Consider the following 19,638-nt stretch of genomic DNA (forward strand, 5'->3'; position numbering starts at 1 on the left):
ATGGCTAGGGCGCGATGCCCTGGCCACACCCTTTGTACTGTTCGCCATCAATGGTGAACGTCACGCGAGCAGGATAGGGTTCGCCACTCATATCGTCGAAACAGGCACCTGACTCAATACGTACGCGGAAAAACTGCTCGGCGTTGGCATTCTCGATCACCACCCGGCCCGCGTCGTTATCCATCACGCTGACCATATAAGGCATGGTGGTGGTGTCGCTGCCGTAGTTGGTAGTCCAGGTCATTACTGGCGCATCGTTCGCCAGTTCAATCGTCCAACCCGGCTCGTTGCCACGGGCTAACAACATCACGCCTGGGTGGCGTGATCGGGTCGCAACCTCCCGGTCAACCCCTTGCTGGCACTGCAATTGCCCACGGGGCGTTTCAATTTGCGCCTGATCGCCGCGGTTCCAGAAGCTAATATCGCCATTTTGATAGCGGGCACCGCTGGCCACCACGGCTTGAGGCAGTCGCCACGCGCCATGTAGCGACCACAGCCGTAACTCTTCACCATTGACGGCCGTGACTAAGTCTTGATTGGCTGGTTGGCAGTTCCAAGCTTGAAAGCGCTCAGCGCTACCGGGAAACAGCACCGAAGGCAACAGTGGTGCGCTGCTCTGCACGGTGGTTTTTACCGGCTGCTCAGGGGCGGGCGCACTGGTCGCGCAGCCCGCTAGCAGTAAACCGGTAGCCACCGCCGTGGCGAATCGTAGTGACGTAACATTAGCACTCATCTGATTTTGCGCGGGATACCCGGTACTTCTAGTGCCGGGAGGGATAGCGCGTCGCCCGCAGGGCGACTGTGTTACGCCACCGCCCGTCCCGCTTCTCCTGTTAGGTTGCTGAAGAGTGTGACGTAATAGCCGTAGCCATCGCTCCGTTGGATGAGGGTGCAGTATTTATGGGAAATGCCTTGCACTGCACCGTGTTCGGCTTGGATGTTGAAACTGCCGGTTTTGCGTATCGCGACACGCCCCGTATGGGTACCGGCCTTCTTACCGGTGGGTACTATCGCACGCACCATGTCGCCGGTTTGAAAGCCGTGCACCTGCTTCTGCCGCATCAGATAGCCACGCGGAAACCCGTGTTTCGTTAAGCGCGTGCGCTGGTAGCTGCCGCGCCCCATCGCCTTGATCGTCAGTGTCGGCTCTGTCCAGTCATACAGCTTACCAAAAGCTCCGACACACGCGGCGTCCAGGGCATGCGTCTTGGGGATGTTGAGGCGCTGCCGGTTGTATTTGGTGCGGCCACCGCTGCTCACGGCGACCGGTAAATCCGTGGTTTTGAGCGCGGAGAACAGCGCCCAGCGGGTCGCATTGACCGCACTGGCATCGCGCATCGGTTGCTTGAGCTGGCGCTGTACACGTTCCAGCTGTGCGTCAGCTGATAAGCCGTTAGCCTTGAGGCGCTTTTTCAGGCCTTTGTTGGTGGCGAAAAAATCGGTCAGTGTCTGGCTATCTTTCTCGGCATTACAGGGATGGCAGCTTAGGGTCAAATTGCTGACGCGATTCGAGCCGCCGCGTGAACGCGGCACCATATGCTCGATCTCCAGCGGCGTATCGGCGGTGCCACAGTAGGCACACTCACGCCCCCATTTTTCCAGTAGGTATTCGCGCACCTCGTAGCCCAGCAGGGTGCCTTGCTGGTACTCCACGCCGCTGATCTCGGGGCTTTCCAACTTCTGCGTGTCAAAGCGCACTAACTCCTGGCTGATGCCGGTGATGGGTGCCGACTTGGATAGCCGATTGACCCACGCCATCACCGTATCCACCCGATGCTGCAGCGACGGTGCCAGCCAGCCCTTAGGTTTGATGCGATTATTGAAGCGCGGGGCGCGGTAGCGCAGGTTGGCACTGCGGCGGCGACGCCGAAAGGCGGCGCGTTGCTGTAATGCCTTTTTGATCTGAAAGCCGCGATGGATCAGTTCAAACAGGCACAGCACATGCCGCTGCTGACTGTCCGGTTCGTGCATCAGCGCCAGCCCGGTCGTTTTGCTGCCAGGGTCGATGCCCAGGCGAAGCGGTTGCGCCTCGCCACCGACGCGATTCTTGAGCCGAATCGTGAACGGGTAGCGCTTATGCACCACGGCACGACCACGCGCCAGCAGCAACCGAGCGCGCTTTTCACTGCACGGCATCAGCGGTTGCTTCTTTTTGTCCAGTACGAAAACCGCCATGCGATCTTCTCCTTAAATAGCGCCCTTACGGGCCTTGTGTCGCAGGGCTTACGCCCCGTCTCCCCTCGGGAATGTCGATAACCGGCTCCTGCCTTGTGGCAGCGGTCAAGACCTTCGGCGTTTTACCCTGCGCCAGCATGATCTTGACCTTTCAGAGCCACGGACTGAGGAAGCATCCGTGGGTGAGTCTTGGCGACCTGTTATCAACGTAGCGGCTGTACCGCCCGCTTACCCTGGTCAACTAGGCTTGCTTTCACAAGCTCCCGCCTTCAGGCGGGGGTAGTTGACTGAATACGCTCCCTGTTAATCCCTCATCGGTAATACCCTTGCGCGCGACTTACTTTTGTTTGAAAGCGCTCAAGTCATGCGGGTCAAACGTGGTGACTTCTTTGGGTAGGCCCAACGCTTCACGCTTCACTTTAACCTGCATTTTTTCCGCTAAACGTTCGGCATCGTCGTCGGTGGTGCGTCCATTTAGCTCGGCAAGCTGGGCCATGCCCTGGTGGTAAAAGGTCAGGATATCCAGCGCTAGGCGATTATCCTCTTCCACCGCGCGGCGCAGCGGCTGTAGGTAGCTGCTAATACGCGACAGGTGATGCTTGAGCTGCCAAACATAGCGCACCTCAGTCATCCATGGGCGCTCTCTTAACGCAGCGAACATAGCGCTGGTGGCGAGCAGGCCCAACAATACGCCCAGAGCGTTCAGCCAGACGCTGCTGCCAAAGGTAGTGGTGAGGAGCATTGAAAACAGCAGGCCAAAAATAATCAGTTGCCCGGCCATCGCCACGCTGATAATGCGGGCTTTGCGCTGGTAAGACGCGGGGTCGTGCTGTTCAAGGGAAAAGGCCATGGCCAACCTCGTGATCAAAAGGAACTCTTATGATACGGGGCTGGCCGGGGCAGTCAACGCGCTAGGTCAGTCGTTCCGCGGCGGTTTTCAGCAAGCGCTCAGTGGTCTCCCAGCTGACGCAGGCATCAGTGACCGAGACGCCGTAGCGTAGCGCACTGGGCGTCAACGCTTGTTTGCCTTCGTACAAATGGCTCTCTAGCATCAGTGCCACCAAATTTGCGTCACCCGCTTGACGCTGGGCTAATACATCCAGCATCACTTCGCTTTGGCGGCGGTGATCTTTGCGGGCATTGGCGTGGCTGCAGTCCACCATCAAACGCGGATTCTGGCCTGCTTCGCGCAGTGTATTAACTGCGCTGCGTACATGGTGGGCTTGGTAGTTGGGCTCGCCGTGGCCGCCGCGTAGCACCACGTGGGTGTGCGGGTTGCCTGCGGTCTCCTGCATGATAGGGCGGCCCTGGAGATCCATGGCAAAACGCTGATGGGAGTGGGCGGCAGCCTGCATAGCATCAATGGCCACCTGCACATCGCCGCTGGTGGCATTTTTGAAGCCTACGGCGGCGCTGAGGTCGCTGGCCAGCTCACGGTGCAGCTGGGATTCCGTTGTGCGCGCCCCAATCGCTACCCAGCTCAGCAGGTCATCCAGGTACGGGGCTAACATGGGCTGTAACAGCTCGGTGGCCACCGGCAGGCCGCGGGAGGCGACGGCGTGCATAAGCTCACGGGAAAGGGCGATACCGCGCGGCATGTCGCCGCTGCCATCAAGATCAGGGTCGTAGGCCAGCCCCTTCCAACCGACCGTGGTGCGCGGCTTTTCAACGTACACTCGCATCACTGGCAAAATCTGTTCGCTGACCTCATCGCTAAGCGCTGCTAGCCGATCCGCATACTCCAAGGCAGCATCCGGGTCGTGGATGGAGCACGGACCCACTACGACCAGCAGACGGTTATCTTGACCACTGAGAATGCGCTGTACCGCTTGGCGCTGCTGGTCGATTTGTGCACTCAGCGTGCTATTCACCACCACACGCTGGCGTAGCTCAGCGGGTAGCGGCAGCGCCGTCGCAGACATAAGCGTGGAGGCCTGGGCAGTAGAGGAACAAGCGGTGTTGATTGGGGTGTTGATTGGGGCATTCATAGGGTTAACTCTCCGAATTCGTATGACATAACGCGTGACATCGCATCATCAACTTGCCACCCAGGTGGGCACGATCGGAGGTGGCAGCTTGCACCGAACGCGCGTCGCTAAATCGCCAGCCATAGCCATAGCCGAGATAACGGATGGCGTTGGGGCTAGCGATTGAGTGGGCGCGATAAGACATGGTACAGCTCCTTAATAATCTACCTATGAAAAAATGAGGGTTAATAAAACGAAAGAAGCCTCGGTGGGGTTACCCACCGAGGCTTCTTTGCATGCGGCAGGCAACCGGGGCGGTGTGCCTGTTGGCGCGACGCTAGGCGTCGGCCAGGGGCACACCGTGGCTAAACCAATACGCTGCATAGTTAAAGCTATAGGAAGTACCCACCTTCGCCCAGGCCTCAACCACCGTTTCCGGTTTGGTGTGAGTGCGCTGTAAAGGCTTGCCATGTGGCATGGTTACTTCCTCAATATGACGTGTGTACTACATGACGTGTGTACTACGTAATGACCTAATCCTGCCTGCCTGCGCGCTAAATGGCAACAAGCAATTACCGCGAGCGTTCAATTTCCTGGCGATGAGGATCAGCTGCCGTACGCCTGGATCCAGCCAATGGTAGCAGGCAATGCGCTCATACCTACCAATACCACGATGCCCAGAATAATCGACAGAATGCCGGAATCGTCTTTAAAATTATCGTCGTGATGGCCCATGAAAGCCTCCTAGTGATCAGTAGTCTTACGGTGTGTGCCGTACGCCAGAAAGTGACCCGCTATTTTAGTGAGGACGGGGTGCGTAGGCAAATACATCCGAGAACATACGTTCATTGCCCACGCCCAAACGCTCCAGCACGTCCACACAGGCATATACCATGCCCGGTGAGCCTGAGAGGTAAATATCGCAGTCGCTAGGCGTGACCGGTGCATTCGACAGCTCGCTTTCTAACACCAAATCAACGCGCCCCTGATGGTGGGCAATGCGCTCGCCCGACGCCAGCGGCTCGGTCAGCGGGAATTCAGTGACCGCATGAAACGCAACGTTTTCATACTGCTGCGCCCATTCGCAGGCAAGGTCTTCCGCATATAAATCGCGGTGCTCACGGTTCGCCCACCATAATGAAATGGGTCGTGTGGGCTGGTCACGAAGCGCAGCTTCGACGATGGCCTTCATTTGGGCAAAACCGGTCCCTGCGGCAATCAATAGCAGCGGGCGCTCACTTTGCGTATCCAGCACGCAATCGCCGCTGGGCAGACGCACCGTTAGCTGGTTGGCGACCTGCAACAGTTGGCGCAGCCGCTGAGAGTTATTACGCTCGGGCCAGTGCTGAATTTGCAGCTCCAGCGTGCCATCGCCACGGTCGGCGCTGGCAATCGAGAAAGGCACCCAAGTGGCCTCGTCTAGCATTAGTTCAAGGTACTGACCAGGGGCGTGCTGCATTGCTTCAGCGCGACCGGCAAGCGTGACTTTAAATACGTCAGGATTAAGATCCTCGACGGCGGTGACTTGGCAGGTTAGCGTTTTACACGTTAACGTCCTAGCGCTCATGAAAGCCTCTTTATGGAAAATCGTTCGACCCATACGGCCGATTAACCGTGGCGCGGTGTGGGTAGCGGAATATCAATGCCCAGCTCATCCCAACGCTCGTCAACGCGGGCTTTCACCGTCTCATCCATCACGATGGGAGTGCCCCACTCCCGGTCGGTTTCGCCGGGCCACTTGTTCGTTGCATCCAGCCCCATCTTGGAGCCAAGTCCGGATACCGGTGAGGCGAAGTCGAGGTAGTCGATAGGCGTGTTTTCCACCATCACCGTGTCGCGGGCAGGATCCATGCGCGTGGTAATCGCCCACATCACGTCTTCCCAGTTACGTGCATCCACGTCATCATCCAGCACGATGACGAACTTGGTGTACATAAACTGGCGCAGGAAGCTCCAAACCCCCATCATCACGCGCTTCGCGTGGCCGGGGTACTGCTTCTTCATCGTCACAACCGCCATACGATAGGAGCAGCCTTCCGGCGGTAAATAGAAGTCGACAATCTCGGGGAACTGCTTGCATAGAATGGGCACGAACACTTCGTTAAGCGCTACGCCTAAAATGGCGGGCTCATCGGGTGGACGACCGGTATAGGTAGAGTGATAAATGGCATCGCGGCGCATGGTCATCCGCGTCACGGTAAACACAGGGAAATGATCCACTTCGTTATAGTAACCGGTATGGTCACCAAACGGCCCTTCCGGTGCCATATCGTCCGGATAAATAAAGCCTTCCAGAATAATTTCGCTGGAGGCGGGGACTTCCAGGTCTGCGTGACCGGACTTCACCAGCTCGGTACGCGAACCGCGCAGCAGGCCAGCAAAGGCGTATTCTGAGAGCGAATCGGGCACCGGAGTGACCGCGCCTAATATAGTCGCCGGGTCAGCGCCTAGCGCCACGGCGACAGGAAAGGGCTCACCGGGATGGGCTTTTTGAAACTCAAGGAAGTCCAGTGCCCCGCCACGGTGGGAGAGCCAGCGCATAATCAGGCGATTCTTGGCGATTTTCTGCTGGCGATAAATCCCCAGGTTCTGGCGCTTTTTATGCGGGCCTTTGGTGATAACCAGCGGCCAAGTGACAAGCGGCGCCGCATCGCCGGGCCAGCAGTGCTGAATCGGCAGGCGGCCGAGGTCCACTTCATCGCCTTCGTAAACGACTTCCTGCACAGGAGCTCGCTTAACGCTTTTAGGCCCCATGCTGAGCACCTGCTTAAAGATCGGCAGCTTATCCCAGGCATCTTTCAGGCCTTTGGGCGGATCTGGCTCTTTCAGAAATGCCAGCAGCTTCCCTACTTCACGCAACGCTTCTACTGAATCCTGGCCCATACCCAGCGCTACCCGCTTCGGGGTGCCGAACAGGTTGCCCAGTAGCGGCATATCGTGGCCCTTTACATTTTCAAACAGCAGTGCAGGGCCACCGGCGCGCAGCGTACGGTCGCAGATTTCAGTAATTTCTAGGTAAGGATCAACTTCCGCTTTAACTCGCTTTAGCTCACCCTGGGCTTCAAGCGCCGCAATAAAATCGCGCAAGTCGTTATACTTCAAAACACTCTCCTCAACCCGGCTGTCAGACGCTGCTCTTGCAAACGCATGGCAGTAGATGCAGCGCCTTAACGACGCTTCATCGCTTCAAAGAATTCCAGATTGGTCTTGGTATCTTTCAGACGATCAATCAGGAACTCGGTCGCTGCGGTATCTTCCATCGGGTTAAGCAGCTTGCGTAGAATCCACATGCGCTGCATTTCTTCTTCAGAGGCCAGCAGGTCTTCACGACGAGTGCCGCTGCGACGAATGTTGATCGCAGGGAAGACGCGTTTTTCAGCCAGCTTGCGGTCAAGGTGCGCTTCCATGTTACCGGTGCCCTTGAACTCTTCGAAGATGACTTCGTCCATTTTCGAACCAGTATCGACCAGCGCGGTGGCAATAATCGTCAGGCTTCCGCCCTCTTCGATGTTACGCGCGGCACCAAAGAAGCGTTTCGGCTTCTCAAGCGCGTGGGCATCCACACCACCAGTAAGCACCTTGCCAGAGCTAGGCACCACGGTGTTGTAAGCACGCGCCAGACGGGTAATGGAGTCGAGCAGAATCACCACGTCTTTTTTGTGCTCAACCAAGCGCTTGGCTTTCTCGATGACCATTTCGGCCACCTGAACGTGGCGGGCGGGCGGCTCGTCGAAGGTAGAGGCGACCACTTCACCGCGTACGGTGCGGGACATCTCGGTGACTTCCTCCGGGCGCTCATCAATCAGTAGCACGATTAGATGGCACTCGGGGTTGTTCCGCGTGATCGACGTCGCGATGTTCTGCAGCATCAGCGTCTTACCCGCTTTCGGCGGAGACACCAGCAGTCCACGCTGGCCTTTACCGATCGGTGCAGTCAGATCAATGATCCGAGCCGTGAGGTCTTCAGTAGACCCGTTACCGATCTCCATGCGCAGACGCTCGGTGGGAAACAGCGGCGTCAGGTTCTCGAAGAGAATCTTGTGCTTGGCGTTTTCCGGGCGGTCAAAGTTGATCTGACTCACCTTCAACAGGGCAAAGTAACGCTCACCCTCTTTCGGCGGGCGGATTTTGCCGGAAATGGAGTCGCCTTTGCGCAGATTGAAACGACGAATCTGTGAGGGCGATACGTAGATATCGTCCGGCCCAGCGAGGTACGAGCTGTCGGCGCTACGCAGGAAGCCGAAGCCATCCTGAAGAATTTCCAGCACACCGTCGCCATAGATATCCTCGCCGCTTTTGGCGTGTTTCTTGAGGATGGCGAAAATGATGTCCTGCTTGCGCGAACGGGCTAAGTTGTCGATACCCATTTCGCGGGCGATATCGAGCAGCTCGGGAACGGTTTTTTGCTTGAGTTCAGTGAGATTCATCGGTGTGTTAGAAAATTGCTCATGAAAGCTAGGCGCTAGGCGCCGGGAATAAGACAGGAGGCTTGGCCTAAATATAGGGCTAAGCGCCGAGTGATGCGTTCAGAACCCCATCTAGGCACACGCTCGAGTGGTGAAAGCTGGGCAGTCGCTGTAACAATGCCTAAAGCATAACAATGACATCAATGACTGCTTGGCGTGAGGGTGCAAACAAACTAGTTAATCTGATTGGCACAGAAAAATGCTGTTTCAGCGGGTTATCTGACGACTTGGACATCTGGCTGATGCCATCTGGATACGTACTGCTCGGGGTGCCCGAGTCAGTGCGCTTGTTAGACGAACAAGCCAACTCGGATCAAGCCAGTAGCTCGATGGTAGTCAAGGCCCGCGACAAACGCAAGCCTTTGGCAATTGACAATAGTTAGAGGTCACCGCAACCTTGGCATAGCCAATTTGAAGGATAGCTCATGCCCAAGGACATTTCGCTCCCCATCGCCGCACCCACTGCCGAATTTGAGAGCGGTGAACCGCAGCGCCTAGCCGCCATTGACCTTGGCTCCAATAGCTTTCACCTACTGGTTGCTAACTACCAAAATGAACGTTTACAAGTAGTGGCACGACTAGGTGAAAAGGTCCAACTGGCGGCAGGACTTGACGAGAACGGTTACCTCAGTGAAGCCGCTATGCAGCGCGCCCTGGATTGCTTAGGCCGTTTTGCGCCGTTTTTAACCGATATCGAAGGCCCTAACCTTCGTATTGTGGGCACCAATGCTCTGCGTGACGCCCACAACAGCCAAACCTTTATCGAGCGCGCGGAAGCCCAGCTTGGCCACGCCATCGAGATTATTGCCGGGCGCGAAGAAGCCCGCCTAATTTATTTGGGTGCCGCCCACGCCCTGGCCGAAAGCGGCCGCCGCTTGATTGTCGATATTGGCGGCGGCTCTACCGAGTTTATTATCGGTGAAGCCTTTGAGCCCAAAGCGCTGGAAAGCCTGCGCATGGGTTGTGTCACGTTTACCAGACGCTTTTTTGCCGATGGCGAACTTACCGAAAAGCGCATGCGCCGCGCCGAGCTGGCAGCGCTTTCAGAGCTGGCCAACATCCAGCGCCCTTACCAGCGCTTAGGATGGGATGATCCGGTAGGCTCCAGCGGCACGATTAAGGCTGCTGCCAGCGTGCTGCACGCTTACGGCGACACGCCTCAAGAGGGGGTGATTACCCGCAGCGGCTTGAAAAAACTGCGCGAGCGCCTGTTGAAATGCAAACATCTGGAAAAGGTCGAGCTGGACGGCCTCAAACCCGATAGGGCTCGGGTATTTCCGGCGGGCATTGCCATTTTGAGCGCCATTTTTGAAGCCTTCGACCTTCACCAAATGCGCTTTGCCGACGGCGCACTGCGTGAAGGCGTGCTCTATGACATGGCGGGGCGCAACAGCGCCGAAGATACCCGCTCCAAAACCCTCGACATGCTCAAGCGAGTGTATGACGTAGATACCCGGCAAGCAGAAAATGTGGCGGAAACCGCCAAGCACTTGTTTGCCGTAGCGAAGCAGCCGTGGGGCTTAACCGCCGAACAGGGCCACTATTTGAGCTGGGCAAGCCATGTGCATGAAATTGGGCTAGCCATCTCCCATAGCCAGTTCCACCGCCACGGCGCGTATCTATTAGAGCATTCGGACCTAGCCGGGTTTTCTCGCCCCGAGCAGCGCTTGTTGGCGTTTTTAGTGCGTGCTCACCGGCGTAAATTCCCGCTTAAGGAGTGGCAAGCGCTGCCTGCCTCACAGCAGCCAAGCGCGGCTAAGCTTGCCCGCTTGCTACGCCTCGCCGTGCTGATTAATCATTCGCGGCCTGAAGGCGCACCCATACCGCCCCAAATTGCTGCTGACAGCAATGGCGACGCGCTCACCATTACGCTGCCCCCCAGCGATGAACCCACGCTGCTCAGCACCGATTTAGAGCAGGAACAGACGTTCATGGCCAACGCCGGGTTTTCGTTCAACCTGAATACGCCCTCCTACCCCTCGCGATGAAACGTCGCCCCTTCCGCCTGCCACAGAACGTAGGCAGGCGGTTGGAGCACGCCCAGACAGCGCTCTCCGGCCATCACAACAATCAGCCGCTCCCGCTCCCAGGGCGGAAGCGCCCGTTCTTGCAGCAAGCGTTTGAGGTCGCGTCGGCCACGCCCAGGCAATACGAGCACTTCCCCGCCCTGCCGCCAGCGCAGCATGAACGATTCTGCTAAGTAGGCGTCGCATTCCAGACGAAGCTGTAGCGGCCCAAGAGGAGTACTCACCCCTGGCTCTCCGTTCCAAGGCGCTTGCCAATCCGGCAACGCAGCCAACGGCGTCATAAGATAAAGCCTGCGCCGCCACACCCGGGCCTGGGCTCCGGGCCACTCTACTAGCACCTGGGCATCCTGGGCGGCGGTAAGCTGGCCGAGCAGGCTGGCCAGACGCGCCTGTGGAGGCGTGGGCAGCCTTAGCTGCTGACACAGCGTACGAACGAGCAGCCGCTGACGGGGTAACGGCAATGCGGCCAATGCTGACGCATCGAGACAGCCCGTTCCCAACGTAAGCACGGCCAACTCCTCGGCGGCGTAGCTGGCAAGGAGCGTGTCGGCCTCACCGGCCAAGCCAGCGCTCTTGGCCAACGAACGTACCGCACCAGGCCAGCGCTGAGTCAGCATTGGCAGCACTTCGTGGCGCAAACGGTTGCGATCAAATTCAATATCGCGATTGGTGGGGTCTTCACACCAAGTCAGTGCCATAGCGTGGGCCGTATCAGCCAGAGTTTGGCGGCTGATGCTGAGCCAAGGGCGCACAAGCGTAATGCCTTGCCACTCCCGTTGATATGGCATACCCGCCAACCCACGAATACCGCTCCCCCGCAGCGCTGCCAGTAAGAGGGTTTCCGCTTGATCATCCTGATGCTGACCAAGCCATAGCGCGTCACCCGGCTTCACATGCTGCGCAAAGGCCGCGTAGCGAGCGCGCCTAGCAGCGCCCTCTACCCCTTCGCCTCGCGATTCAATCGCCACACGCTCAACCGTTAGCGGCACGCCAAGGCGCTGACACAGCTGTCGGCAGTGGGTTTCAAAGTCGGCCGCCGCCGCCTGTAGGCCGTGATTAACATGTAGGGCGCGTAGCACTTGGCCGCTGTCTTGGCAGGCCTCCGCGGCTAGCATCAGCATCAGCGACGAATCCAAGCCACCGGAGAGCGCGACCCAAACGCAACGCCCCGGCGGGGTTTCCGCCAGGGCGTCGTGAAGCAAGCGCAAAAGCCGTTTAGGCGGCTGGGGCGCCATAGCTCATCAGGCGCTCATAGCGGCGCTCAAGCAGGGCATCAATATCCAGCGCTTGCAGGCGCTCAAGGCTGGCAGAGAGCGCGTCTTTAACCCGCGCTGCGGTGTTTATCGGGTGACGATGGGCGCCGCCCAACGGCTCTTTGATCAGCGAATCTACAAATCCCAGCTCTTTTAAGCGCTCGGCGGTGATTCCCATGGCCTGGGCCGCATCGGGGGCTTTTTCGGCACTCTTCCACAGAATGGAGGCGCAGCCTTCTGGGGAGATGACCGAGTAGGTAGAGTACTGCAGCATGTGCAGCTCATCGCACACGCCAATCGCCAGGGCTCCGCCGGAGCCGCCTTCGCCCACCACGGTGGAAATAATCGGCGTCTTCAGGCGCGACATGACGGCCAGGTTATAGGCAATCGCTTCCGACTGACCACGCTCTTCCGCGTCGATACCGGGATACGCGCCGGGAGTATCGATAAACGTCAGAATGGGCATTTTAAAGCGCTCAGCCATTTCCATTAAGCGGCACGCTTTGCGGTAGCCTTCCGGGCGCGGCATACCAAAGTTACGGCGCACCTTCTCTTTAACATCACGGCCTTTTTGATGGCCAATGACCATCACCGGCGCATCGTTTAAGCGGGCAATGCCGCCGACGAGGGCAGCGTCATCCGCAAATTTTCGGTCACCGTGCAGCTCATCGAAATCGGTAAAAATATGTTCTAAATAATCCAGCGTATAGGGGCGCTGGGGGTGCCGCGATAGCTGGGAAACCTGCCAAGGGGTCAAATCTTTGAAGATTGATTCCGTTAACTTGCGGCTCTTCTCCTCCAGCCGTGAAATCTCATCTGAGAGGTTCACCTGGCTGTCGGAGCTCACCAAACGCAGCTCCTCAATTTTTGCCTGGAGTTCGGCAACGGGCTGTTCAAAATCGAGATAGTTAGGATTCATCGGCTCTGCCTGTAAGCTGCCTATAAAAAAATAAGCCTTGTCGAAACGAGCATATTGGGCGCCATTATCGCACCCTGACCCTGCCACGCAAGGCAATGCCCGCTCAATTCCGTACGAGCGCCCTGGGGCGCTCGTACGCTAGGTGATTAACGGTAGCGTAACTGGACGCCCACCTGCCCTTGCACATCGCGCAGGGCGAGCAGCAGATCATCACTAGGCGCGACTTTCCACTCCTCGGCCAGCTCCAGCCAAGCGACAGCATCGGGGTGGCGATATTGAAGTCGCACGGGTAGGCCGGTGTTATCCCGGTAGGGTGTCAAGCTATCCCGCAAGCTTTCGACCAGCCGGCCGTTAATCTGCCCGGCGTCCAATGCCAGCTCAACGGCTTGGCCGTAGCGCACGCGGGCCGTGACCATCGGCGTCACATCTTTGCCGCGCAGCCGTAGGCCACCGGAAAAGTCGTCGCTGGAGACTTCGCCCTCCACGATGATCACTTGATCCGACTCAATTTGGCCGCGTAGCTGCTCGAAAAGTTCGCCAAACAGCGACGCTTCGATACGTCCGGTGCGGTCGTCCAAGGTGATGAATGCCATGGTATCGCCACGTTTGGACTTCATGGTGCGCATGGCGACCACCAAACCCGCTACCCGCTGCGGTTCCCGAGAGGGTTTCAAATCGCTGATACGCGTCGACACGAAGCGCTTGAGTTCGCGTTCGTACTCGTCGATGGGGTGCCCGGTCAGATAGAGCCCCAGGGTGTCCTTTTCACCAGAGAGCCGCTCACGGTCCGTCCATTCGCGCACATGACGATACTCGGCGTAAACATCGCTGGCCTCTTCTTCGGCGACGAAGGCATCACCAAACATGTCCATCATGCCCAGGTTCTGGTTGGCGTGATTTTGTGCAGCGGCCTTCAGCGCATCTTCCATCGCCGCGAACAGCACCGCCCGATTGGGCCCCAGGTTATCCAACGCGCCAGAGCGTATCAGCGCTTCCAGGGTACGTTTGTTCATCCGTTTCGGATCGATGCGGCGGCAGAAGTCGAACAGATCGTTGAACGGCCCGTCCGCGTTTCGCGCTTCCACAATCGCGCCAATCGGGCCTTCCCCGACGCCACGTATCGCGCCCAAGCCGTACACCACCCGCCCTTCGGTATCCACGGTGAACTTGTAGCCACCGACGTTGACATCCGGTGGCGTCACCGTCAGCTTCAAGTGACGACACTCTTCGATCAGCGGCACCACCTTGTCCAGGTTGTCCATCTCGGTGGACATCACCGCCGCCATGAACGGGCCTGGGTAGTGGGCCTTCAGCCATGCGGTTTGGTAAGACACCAGCGCGTAGGCCGCCGAGTGCGACTTGTTGAAACCGTAACCGGCAAACTTCTCCACCAGGTCGAAGATGTTGCCCGCTAAGTCTTTGTCGATGCCGTTGGCGGCACACCCTTCCATGAAACCGGAGCGCTGCTTGGCCATCTCTTCGGGCTTTTTCTTGCCCATGGCACGGCGCAGCATGTCGGCCTGCCCTAGGGTGTACCCCGCCATCACCTGGGCGATCTGCATGACCTGCTCTTGGTAGAGAATAATCCCGTAGGTGGGCGTCAGCACCGGTTTTAACAGGTCGTGCTGATAATCCGGGTGTGGATAAGAGACTTCCGCCCGGCCATGTTTGCGGTTGATGAAGTCATCCACCATGCCCGACTGCAGCGGGCCAGGACGGAACAGGGCCACCAGGGCGATCATGTCGTCCAGAGAGTCGGGCAGCAGCCGCTTGATCAGCTCCTTCATGCCGCGGGATTCGAGCTGGAACACCGCCGTGGTTTCTGCCCGCTTGAGCATCTCGAAGGTTTTGCCGTCGTCCAGGGGAATGGCGTCGATATTGAGCGGTCCCTGGCCTGCTGCGTCACGCACCTTGTCCACCATCTCAAGCGCCCAATCGATGATGGTGAGGGTACGCAAGCCCAGGAAGTCGAATTTGACCAGGCCGGCGTCTTCGATATCGTTCTTATCGAACTGCACCACCAAGCCCGCGCCGTCTTCATCGCATAGCAGGGGTGAAAAGTCGGTGAGTTTGGTGGGAGCGATCACCACCCCCCCTGCGTGTTTACCGGTACCCCGCGTGGTGCCCTCGAGTTTCAGGGCCATTTCCCAGATCTCTTCCGCCTCTTCGTCGTTCTCGATGAACTCTTTGAGCGCGGGCTCCTGCTCGATGGCCTTGGCCAGCGTCATGCCCACTTCGAACGGGATCAGCTTGGAGAGCTTGTCACCCAGCGAGTAGGGCTTGCCCTGGGCACGGGCCACGTCGCGCACCACCGCCTTGGCGGCCATGGTGCCGAAGGTGACGATCTGGGACACCGCGTTACGACCGTAGCGGTCGGCTACGTACTCGATGACCTTGTCACGCTTCTCCATGCAGAAATCGACGTCAAAGTCGGGCATCGAGACACGCTCAGGGTTAAGAAAGCGCTCGAACAGCAGATCGTAGCCGATGGGGTCGAGGTCGGTGATCTTCTGCGCGTAGGCCACTAGTGAACCGGCACCGGAGCCACGCCCCGGCCCCACCGGTACGTTGTTGTCCTTGGCCCACTGGATAAAGTCCATCACGATCAGGAAGTAGCCGGGGAAGCCCATCTGAATGATGACGTTGAGCTCAAACTCCAGCCGGTCGCGGTAGCGCTGATCAATCTCGCGGAACGCCTCGCTATCGCGCGGATACTGCTCGGCGGGAAACAGAAAATCGAGCCTCTCCGTTAGGCCATCGTGGGAGACCTTGCGGAAGAATTCATCCTGGGTCATGCCCTCGGGGATGCCGAACTCTGGCAGGAATATCTCTCCCAGGCGCACATCGACGCTGCAGCGCTCGGCGATCATCACGCTGTTTTCCAGCGCCTCGGGGATATCGGCAAACAGCGCCGCCATCTCGTCGGGGCTTTTGAGGTACTGCTCTTCGGTATAGCGGCGTTCGCGGCGCGGGTCGTCCAGGGCTTTACCCTCACCAATGGCGACGCGGGTTTCGTGGGCCCAGAAGTCTTCCCGTTCCAGAAAGCGCACATCGTTGGTGGCGACAACCGGCGTGCCGGTCTCGATCGCCAACTGAACGCTAGCGTGTACGCAGGCCTCTTCCAGAGGGCGGCCGGTGCGGATGAGCTCCAGGTAGAAGCGGTCGGGAAACGCCTGCTGCCACTCTTCCAGCAGCTGGCGCGCTTCCCGCTCGTGCTCGGAGAGCAAGTGGCGGCCAATCTCGCCTTCGCGCCCGCCCGACAGGGCAATCAGACCTTCGCTCTGCGCCAATACCCACTGTTTATCGAGGATCGCCCGTCCCTGGCGTTGACCGTCGGTCCAGCCTTTGGAGATCAGCTCGGTCAGGTTACGGTAGCCCACGTCGTTCATCGCCAACAGCGTGATGCGATAGGGGTGCGCTTCATCGTGGGGATTCGAGAGCCAGAGATCGCTACCGATGATCGGCTTCAGCCCGGCGCCCTGGGCGGCTTTGTAGAATTTGACCAAGCCAAACAAGTTGGCTTCATCGGTGAGCGCCAGCGCCGGCATCCTGCGCTCAGCGGTCGTGCTGACCAGCGACTTGAGTTTGACCAAGCCATCGACCAGAGAGTATTCACTGTGCAAACGAAGATGAACGAACGGAACCGTCATGAGACTCTCAGCATAAAACGCTACATAAAATAAATAGAACGGCTACAGCAGCGCTAACTGGCGCTGTACCGGCGCGAAGCTTTTGCGGTGCTCTGCCAGCGGCCCGTGGGCTTCCAGCGCTGCCAAGTGCTCTTTGGTGGGGTAGCCCTTGTGCCGCGCAAACCCGTATTCAGGATAGCGCAGATCCAGCTCGGCCATTTGCGCATCCCGCGCTACTTTGGCCAAAATAGACGCAGCGGCAATGGCCGGATGGCGGGCATCGCCCTTCACTACGGCCTGACCCGGCAACGCGTGCCCCGGCAGCCGGTTGCCATCCACCAGCAGATACTCCGCCTGGGGAGCTAACGCATCCACTGCACGACGCATGGCCAGATGCGTCGCGTGATAGATATTGAGCGAGTCGACCTCTTCAGCACTCGCCTCTGCCACTGCAAACGACAGCGCACGCTCGCGAATGAGCACATCCAATGACTCACGCCTGCGGGCAGTGAGCTTCTTGGAGTCGGTTAAGCCGTCGATAGGTGCCTTGGGGTCCAGAATCACGGCGGCGGCTACTACGCTCCCCACCAGCGGCCCGCGGCCGACCTCATCGACCCCCGCCAGAAAATCCCCCGTATACTCCACCACCAGCGGCGGAAAGTCGGCTGGTTTAGTCGCCATCCGGTTTAGCCTCCAGCGGCTCGCCTGCAACCAAGGCGGTAATCGCCTGCGCGGCGCGCTCGCTGGCCGTGCGCTGCAGCGTGGCATGCATCGAGGCAAAGCGTGCCTCTAGTGCGTGACGCGTCTCGGCATCGCTAAGTAGCTGGCTTATCTGCTCGGCAATCGCCTCCGGCGTGGCCGCGTGCTGAATCAGCTCAGGCACCACGCTCTCCTGGGCAATCAAATTGGGTAGTGAGATCCACTGGGTTTTCACCAGCCGTTTGGCGAGCCAATGGGTCGCGGGCGCCATTTTGTACGCCACGAGCATGGCGCGATGGCAGAGCATGGCCTCTAGCGCTGCCGTACCGGAGGTCAGCAGTACCGCATCGCTGGCGACCATCGCCTCGCGGGCTTGGCCCTCCAGCAGCGTGACCCGCTGGGCCAACGTGGGGTAGCCTGCCAGCAGCTCGCCAAGCTCGGTATAGCGCTGTGCGGTGGCCGCTGGGATCACCACCTGCAACTCCGTATGGCGCTGGCATAGCAGCGTCACCGCCTCCAAGAAGGTGGCCCCCATGAAACGAACCTCGTTCCGCCGAGAGCCGGGCAGCAGCGCTAATACCGGTGCGCCCGGGTCCAAGCCCAGCGCACGGCGGGCCGCCTCGCGATCATTTTCCAGCGGCAGTTCGTCGGCCAACGGATGACCAACGAAAGCTACGGGAACGTGGTGGCGATGATAGAAGTCCGCCTCGAAGGGCAGCAGCGTGAGCATGGCATCCACGGCGTTGGCGATCTTCTTCACCCGCCCCTGCCGCCACGCCCATACCGAGGGGCTCACGTAGTGGACCGTCGTGACGCCAGCGGCACGCAGCTGCTTCTCCAGCCCAATGTTGAAGTCCGGGGCATCGATACCGATCATGACGTCCGGCTGCCAAGCCAGCGCCTCTTCACGCAGGGTACGGCGCACACGGATGAGTTCGGGCAGGTGCTTGAGTACCTCGACCAAGCCCATCACCGAGAGGGTTTCCAGAGGGAAGCGGCTAACCAGCCCCTGGGCTTCCATGCGGGGGCCACCCATACCGCGAAACTCCACCTGGGGATGCCGGGCGCGCAGCGCCTGCATCAGCCCAGCACCAAGGATATCGCCGGAGAGTTCGCCTGCCACAAGGTATACGCGCTGCAGTGTCATAGTGACGGGAGAGCCGGTTAGATGAGTATTAGCGAACGATACCGCGTGTTGAACGCTCGATGGAGTCAGCGAACAGGGCCACTTCAGGCAAATCAAAGCGATTACGCATTTCGCTCACTGCCTGCTCGACGGTTAAGCCTTGACGATAAACCAGCTTGTAGGCTGTGCTGAGTGCAGCAATCGCTTCGCGGCTAAACCCTCGGCGCTTCAACCCCACGAGGTTCAGTCCGCGCGCTTCTGCCGGGTTGCCGTTAATCATCACATAGGCAGGAGTGTCTTTAGTGATAATCGAACCGCCGCCCGCCATGGCGTGATCGCCAAAGTGACAGAACTGATGCACTGCCGCCAGGCCGCCCAAAATAGCGTGATCACCGAGGGTGACATGGCCTGCCAGCGTGACTTGGTTCGCTAAAATGCAGTCATTGCCAATCACACAGTCATGCCCTACATGCACGTAGGCCATAAACAGATTACGTGAACCGATGGTGGTTTCGCTGCGATCCTGAACAGTGCCGCGATGGAGGGTCACCCCTTCACGAATGACGTTATCGTCACCCATCACCAGCCGCGTTGGCTCGCCCGCGTACTTTTTGTCCTGGCAGTCTTCGCCCACCGAGGCAAACTGAAAGATACGCGTGCGCTCGCCTAGCACCGTGGGGCCTTTCACCACCACATGGGGGCCAATGACCGAGCCTGCGCCAATCGTGACGTCAGGCCCAATCACGCTGAACGGGCCAACCTCAACGTCATCAGCAAGCCGTGCCGCTGGGTCGACCAATGCAGTAGGATGTATCAAGCCACCTTCCTCTCGGCACAAATGATTTCCGCTTCGCAGGCCAGCTCGCCGTCTACCGTGGCACGGCAGGCAAACTTCCAAATACCGCGTTTACCGCGAATCACATTCGCTTCAAGCGTTAATTGATCGCCAGGCATGACCGGGCGCTTAAAACGCACGTTGTCGCTGCCAACGAGATAATACACATAGCCATCAGCGGGCAACTTATTGACCGTTTTAAAGCCTAGAATACCGCATACCTGAGCCAGCGCTTCAACAACCAGTACCCCGGGCATAATCGGGTGATGAGGAAAGTGGCCATTGAAAAACGGCTCGTTGATGCTAACGTTTTTATACGCAACGATGGTTTCACCCACGGTTAACTGCGTGACTCGATCCACCAGCAAGAACGGATAGCGGTGGGGCAAGTATTCGCGAATTTCGTTGATATCCATAACCATCGTAACGACCTCTAAAATGACAAAAGGCCTGAGCAGTATCAGGCGCGCACCAGTAATCCTACTGGTAAAAGGCAGTGGATTATAACCTGCTGCTATTAAGCCTCAAGCTACTCCCTCAGG

The 19,638-nt window shown here is 58.6% G+C and carries 17 protein-coding genes; 1 reads left to right on the forward strand and 16 read right to left on the reverse strand.

Features of this window, described 5'->3' with window-relative positions; genetic code table 11:
- Positions 1-4: 4 nt before the first annotated feature.
- From L1249_RS05890 to rho, 9 genes are all read right to left on the reverse strand, one after another.
- Entirely contained in the window at positions 5-733 is a 729-nt protein-coding gene (locus L1249_RS05890) for an MliC family protein (protein WP_044630661.1), read from the reverse strand.
- 71 nt (positions 734-804) lie between these two features.
- Complete coding sequence (gene iscB / locus L1249_RS05895; protein ID WP_228168622.1) at positions 805-2,175, reverse strand: RNA-guided endonuclease IscB; 1,371 nt, start codon at positions 2,173-2,175, stop codon at positions 805-807.
- A gap of 337 nt (positions 2,176-2,512) precedes the next feature.
- The gene (locus L1249_RS05900; protein WP_058579676.1) at positions 2,513-3,025 is read right to left on the reverse strand and encodes a DUF3087 family protein; all 513 of its coding nucleotides are present in this window, start codon (positions 3,023-3,025) and stop codon (positions 2,513-2,515) included.
- Between the two features lie 61 nt (positions 3,026-3,086).
- On the reverse strand, positions 3,087-4,163 hold the full coding sequence (locus tag L1249_RS05905) for a 3-deoxy-7-phosphoheptulonate synthase (RefSeq protein ID WP_058579677.1): 1,077 nt from the start codon (positions 4,161-4,163) through the stop codon (positions 3,087-3,089).
- Positions 4,164-4,479: 316 nt separating this feature from the next.
- Positions 4,480-4,620 (reverse strand): hypothetical protein, encoded by a 141-nt coding sequence (locus tag L1249_RS05910; RefSeq protein ID WP_164834378.1) that lies wholly within the window; start codon positions 4,618-4,620, stop codon positions 4,480-4,482.
- 128 nt (positions 4,621-4,748) lie between these two features.
- The gene (locus tag L1249_RS17445; protein ID WP_266100271.1) at positions 4,749-4,877 is read right to left on the reverse strand and encodes a hypothetical protein; all 129 of its coding nucleotides are present in this window, start codon (positions 4,875-4,877) and stop codon (positions 4,749-4,751) included.
- Between the two features lie 64 nt (positions 4,878-4,941).
- On the reverse strand, positions 4,942-5,709 hold the full coding sequence (locus L1249_RS05915) for an NAD(P)H-flavin reductase (RefSeq protein WP_054644935.1): 768 nt from the start codon (positions 5,707-5,709) through the stop codon (positions 4,942-4,944).
- A gap of 41 nt (positions 5,710-5,750) precedes the next feature.
- Positions 5,751-7,244: a 4-hydroxy-3-polyprenylbenzoate decarboxylase gene (gene ubiD, locus L1249_RS05920; protein ID WP_228168621.1), complete on the reverse strand. Its 1,494-nt coding sequence runs from the start codon at positions 7,242-7,244 to the stop codon at positions 5,751-5,753.
- A 65-nt stretch (positions 7,245-7,309) separates the two neighbouring features.
- On the reverse strand, positions 7,310-8,569 hold the full coding sequence (gene rho, locus L1249_RS05925) for a transcription termination factor Rho (RefSeq protein ID WP_062359984.1): 1,260 nt from the start codon (positions 8,567-8,569) through the stop codon (positions 7,310-7,312).
- A 464-nt stretch (positions 8,570-9,033) separates the two neighbouring features.
- Here rho and ppx point away from each other — a divergent pair, with 464 nt between their 5' ends.
- Positions 9,034-10,596, forward strand: coding sequence for an exopolyphosphatase (gene ppx / locus L1249_RS05930; protein ID WP_172415876.1), 1,563 nt, complete (start codon positions 9,034-9,036; stop codon positions 10,594-10,596).
- Here the strand turns inward: ppx and tilS are convergent.
- From tilS to fabZ, 7 genes are all read right to left on the reverse strand, one after another.
- On the reverse strand, positions 10,581-11,870 hold the full coding sequence (tilS, locus tag L1249_RS05935) for a tRNA lysidine(34) synthetase TilS (RefSeq protein ID WP_172415875.1): 1,290 nt from the start codon (positions 11,868-11,870) through the stop codon (positions 10,581-10,583). The two genes, ppx and tilS, sit on opposite strands and share 16 nt — an antisense overlap.
- Positions 11,851-12,807 carry an acetyl-CoA carboxylase carboxyl transferase subunit alpha gene (gene accA, locus L1249_RS05940; protein ID WP_074211052.1) on the reverse strand — a complete coding sequence of 319 codons (957 nt, stop codon included), beginning with the start codon at positions 12,805-12,807 and terminating at the stop codon, positions 11,851-11,853. The genes tilS and accA overlap by 20 nt, the downstream gene beginning before the upstream one ends.
- 146 nt (positions 12,808-12,953) lie before the next feature.
- Positions 12,954-16,457: a DNA polymerase III subunit alpha gene (dnaE, locus tag L1249_RS05945; RefSeq protein ID WP_172415874.1), complete on the reverse strand. Its 3,504-nt coding sequence runs from the start codon at positions 16,455-16,457 to the stop codon at positions 12,954-12,956.
- Between the two features lie 42 nt (positions 16,458-16,499).
- Positions 16,500-17,117 (reverse strand): ribonuclease HII, encoded by a 618-nt coding sequence (gene rnhB, locus L1249_RS05950; RefSeq protein ID WP_044629709.1) that lies wholly within the window; start codon positions 17,115-17,117, stop codon positions 16,500-16,502.
- The gene (gene lpxB / locus L1249_RS05955; RefSeq protein ID WP_172415873.1) at positions 17,107-18,282 is read right to left on the reverse strand and encodes a lipid-A-disaccharide synthase; all 1,176 of its coding nucleotides are present in this window, start codon (positions 18,280-18,282) and stop codon (positions 17,107-17,109) included. The genes rnhB and lpxB overlap by 11 nt, the downstream gene beginning before the upstream one ends.
- Before the next feature lie 28 nt (positions 18,283-18,310).
- Positions 18,311-19,078 carry an acyl-ACP--UDP-N-acetylglucosamine O-acyltransferase gene (gene lpxA, locus L1249_RS05960; protein ID WP_044629711.1) on the reverse strand — a complete coding sequence of 256 codons (768 nt, stop codon included), beginning with the start codon at positions 19,076-19,078 and terminating at the stop codon, positions 18,311-18,313.
- Positions 19,075-19,518: a 3-hydroxyacyl-ACP dehydratase FabZ gene (gene fabZ / locus L1249_RS05965; RefSeq protein WP_044629712.1), complete on the reverse strand. Its 444-nt coding sequence runs from the start codon at positions 19,516-19,518 to the stop codon at positions 19,075-19,077. The genes lpxA and fabZ overlap by 4 nt, the downstream gene beginning before the upstream one ends.
- Positions 19,519-19,638 lie beyond the last annotated feature (120 nt).

The sequence above is a fragment of the Halomonas sp. Cn5-12 genome (assembly GCF_021532545.1).
Classification (GTDB): domain Bacteria; phylum Pseudomonadota; class Gammaproteobacteria; order Pseudomonadales; family Halomonadaceae; genus Vreelandella; species Vreelandella aquamarina.

What these genes read in the sequence shown, in the direction of transcription:
- L1249_RS05890 (WP_044630661.1), bottom strand. Translation starts at nt 733, where the DNA reads ATGAGTGCTAATGTTACGTCACTACGATTCGCCACGGCGGTGGCTACC.
- iscB (WP_228168622.1), bottom strand. Translation starts at nt 2,175, where the DNA reads ATGGCGGTTTTCGTACTGGACAAAAAGAAGCAACCGCTGATGCCGTGC.
- L1249_RS05900 (WP_058579676.1), bottom strand. Translation starts at nt 3,025, where the DNA reads ATGGCCTTTTCCCTTGAACAGCACGACCCCGCGTCTTACCAGCGCAAA.
- L1249_RS05905 (WP_058579677.1), bottom strand. Translation starts at nt 4,163, where the DNA reads ATGAATGCCCCAATCAACACCCCAATCAACACCGCTTGTTCCTCTACT.
- L1249_RS05910 (WP_164834378.1), bottom strand. Translation starts at nt 4,620, where the DNA reads ATGCCACATGGCAAGCCTTTACAGCGCACTCACACCAAACCGGAAACG.
- L1249_RS17445 (WP_266100271.1), bottom strand. Translation starts at nt 4,877, where the DNA reads ATGGGCCATCACGACGATAATTTTAAAGACGATTCCGGCATTCTGTCG.
- L1249_RS05915 (WP_054644935.1), bottom strand. Translation starts at nt 5,709, where the DNA reads ATGAGCGCTAGGACGTTAACGTGTAAAACGCTAACCTGCCAAGTCACC.
- rho (WP_062359984.1), bottom strand. Translation starts at nt 8,569, where the DNA reads ATGAATCTCACTGAACTCAAGCAAAAAACCGTTCCCGAGCTGCTCGAT.
- ppx (WP_172415876.1), top strand. Translation starts at nt 9,034, where the DNA reads ATGCCCAAGGACATTTCGCTCCCCATCGCCGCACCCACTGCCGAATTT.
- tilS (WP_172415875.1), bottom strand. Translation starts at nt 11,870, where the DNA reads ATGGCGCCCCAGCCGCCTAAACGGCTTTTGCGCTTGCTTCACGACGCC.
- accA (WP_074211052.1), bottom strand. Translation starts at nt 12,807, where the DNA reads ATGAATCCTAACTATCTCGATTTTGAACAGCCCGTTGCCGAACTCCAG.
- dnaE (WP_172415874.1), bottom strand. Translation starts at nt 16,457, where the DNA reads ATGACGGTTCCGTTCGTTCATCTTCGTTTGCACAGTGAATACTCTCTG.
- rnhB (WP_044629709.1), bottom strand. Translation starts at nt 17,117, where the DNA reads ATGGCGACTAAACCAGCCGACTTTCCGCCGCTGGTGGTGGAGTATACG.
- lpxB (WP_172415873.1), bottom strand. Translation starts at nt 18,282, where the DNA reads ATGACACTGCAGCGCGTATACCTTGTGGCAGGCGAACTCTCCGGCGAT.
- fabZ (WP_044629712.1), bottom strand. Translation starts at nt 19,518, where the DNA reads ATGGTTATGGATATCAACGAAATTCGCGAATACTTGCCCCACCGCTAT.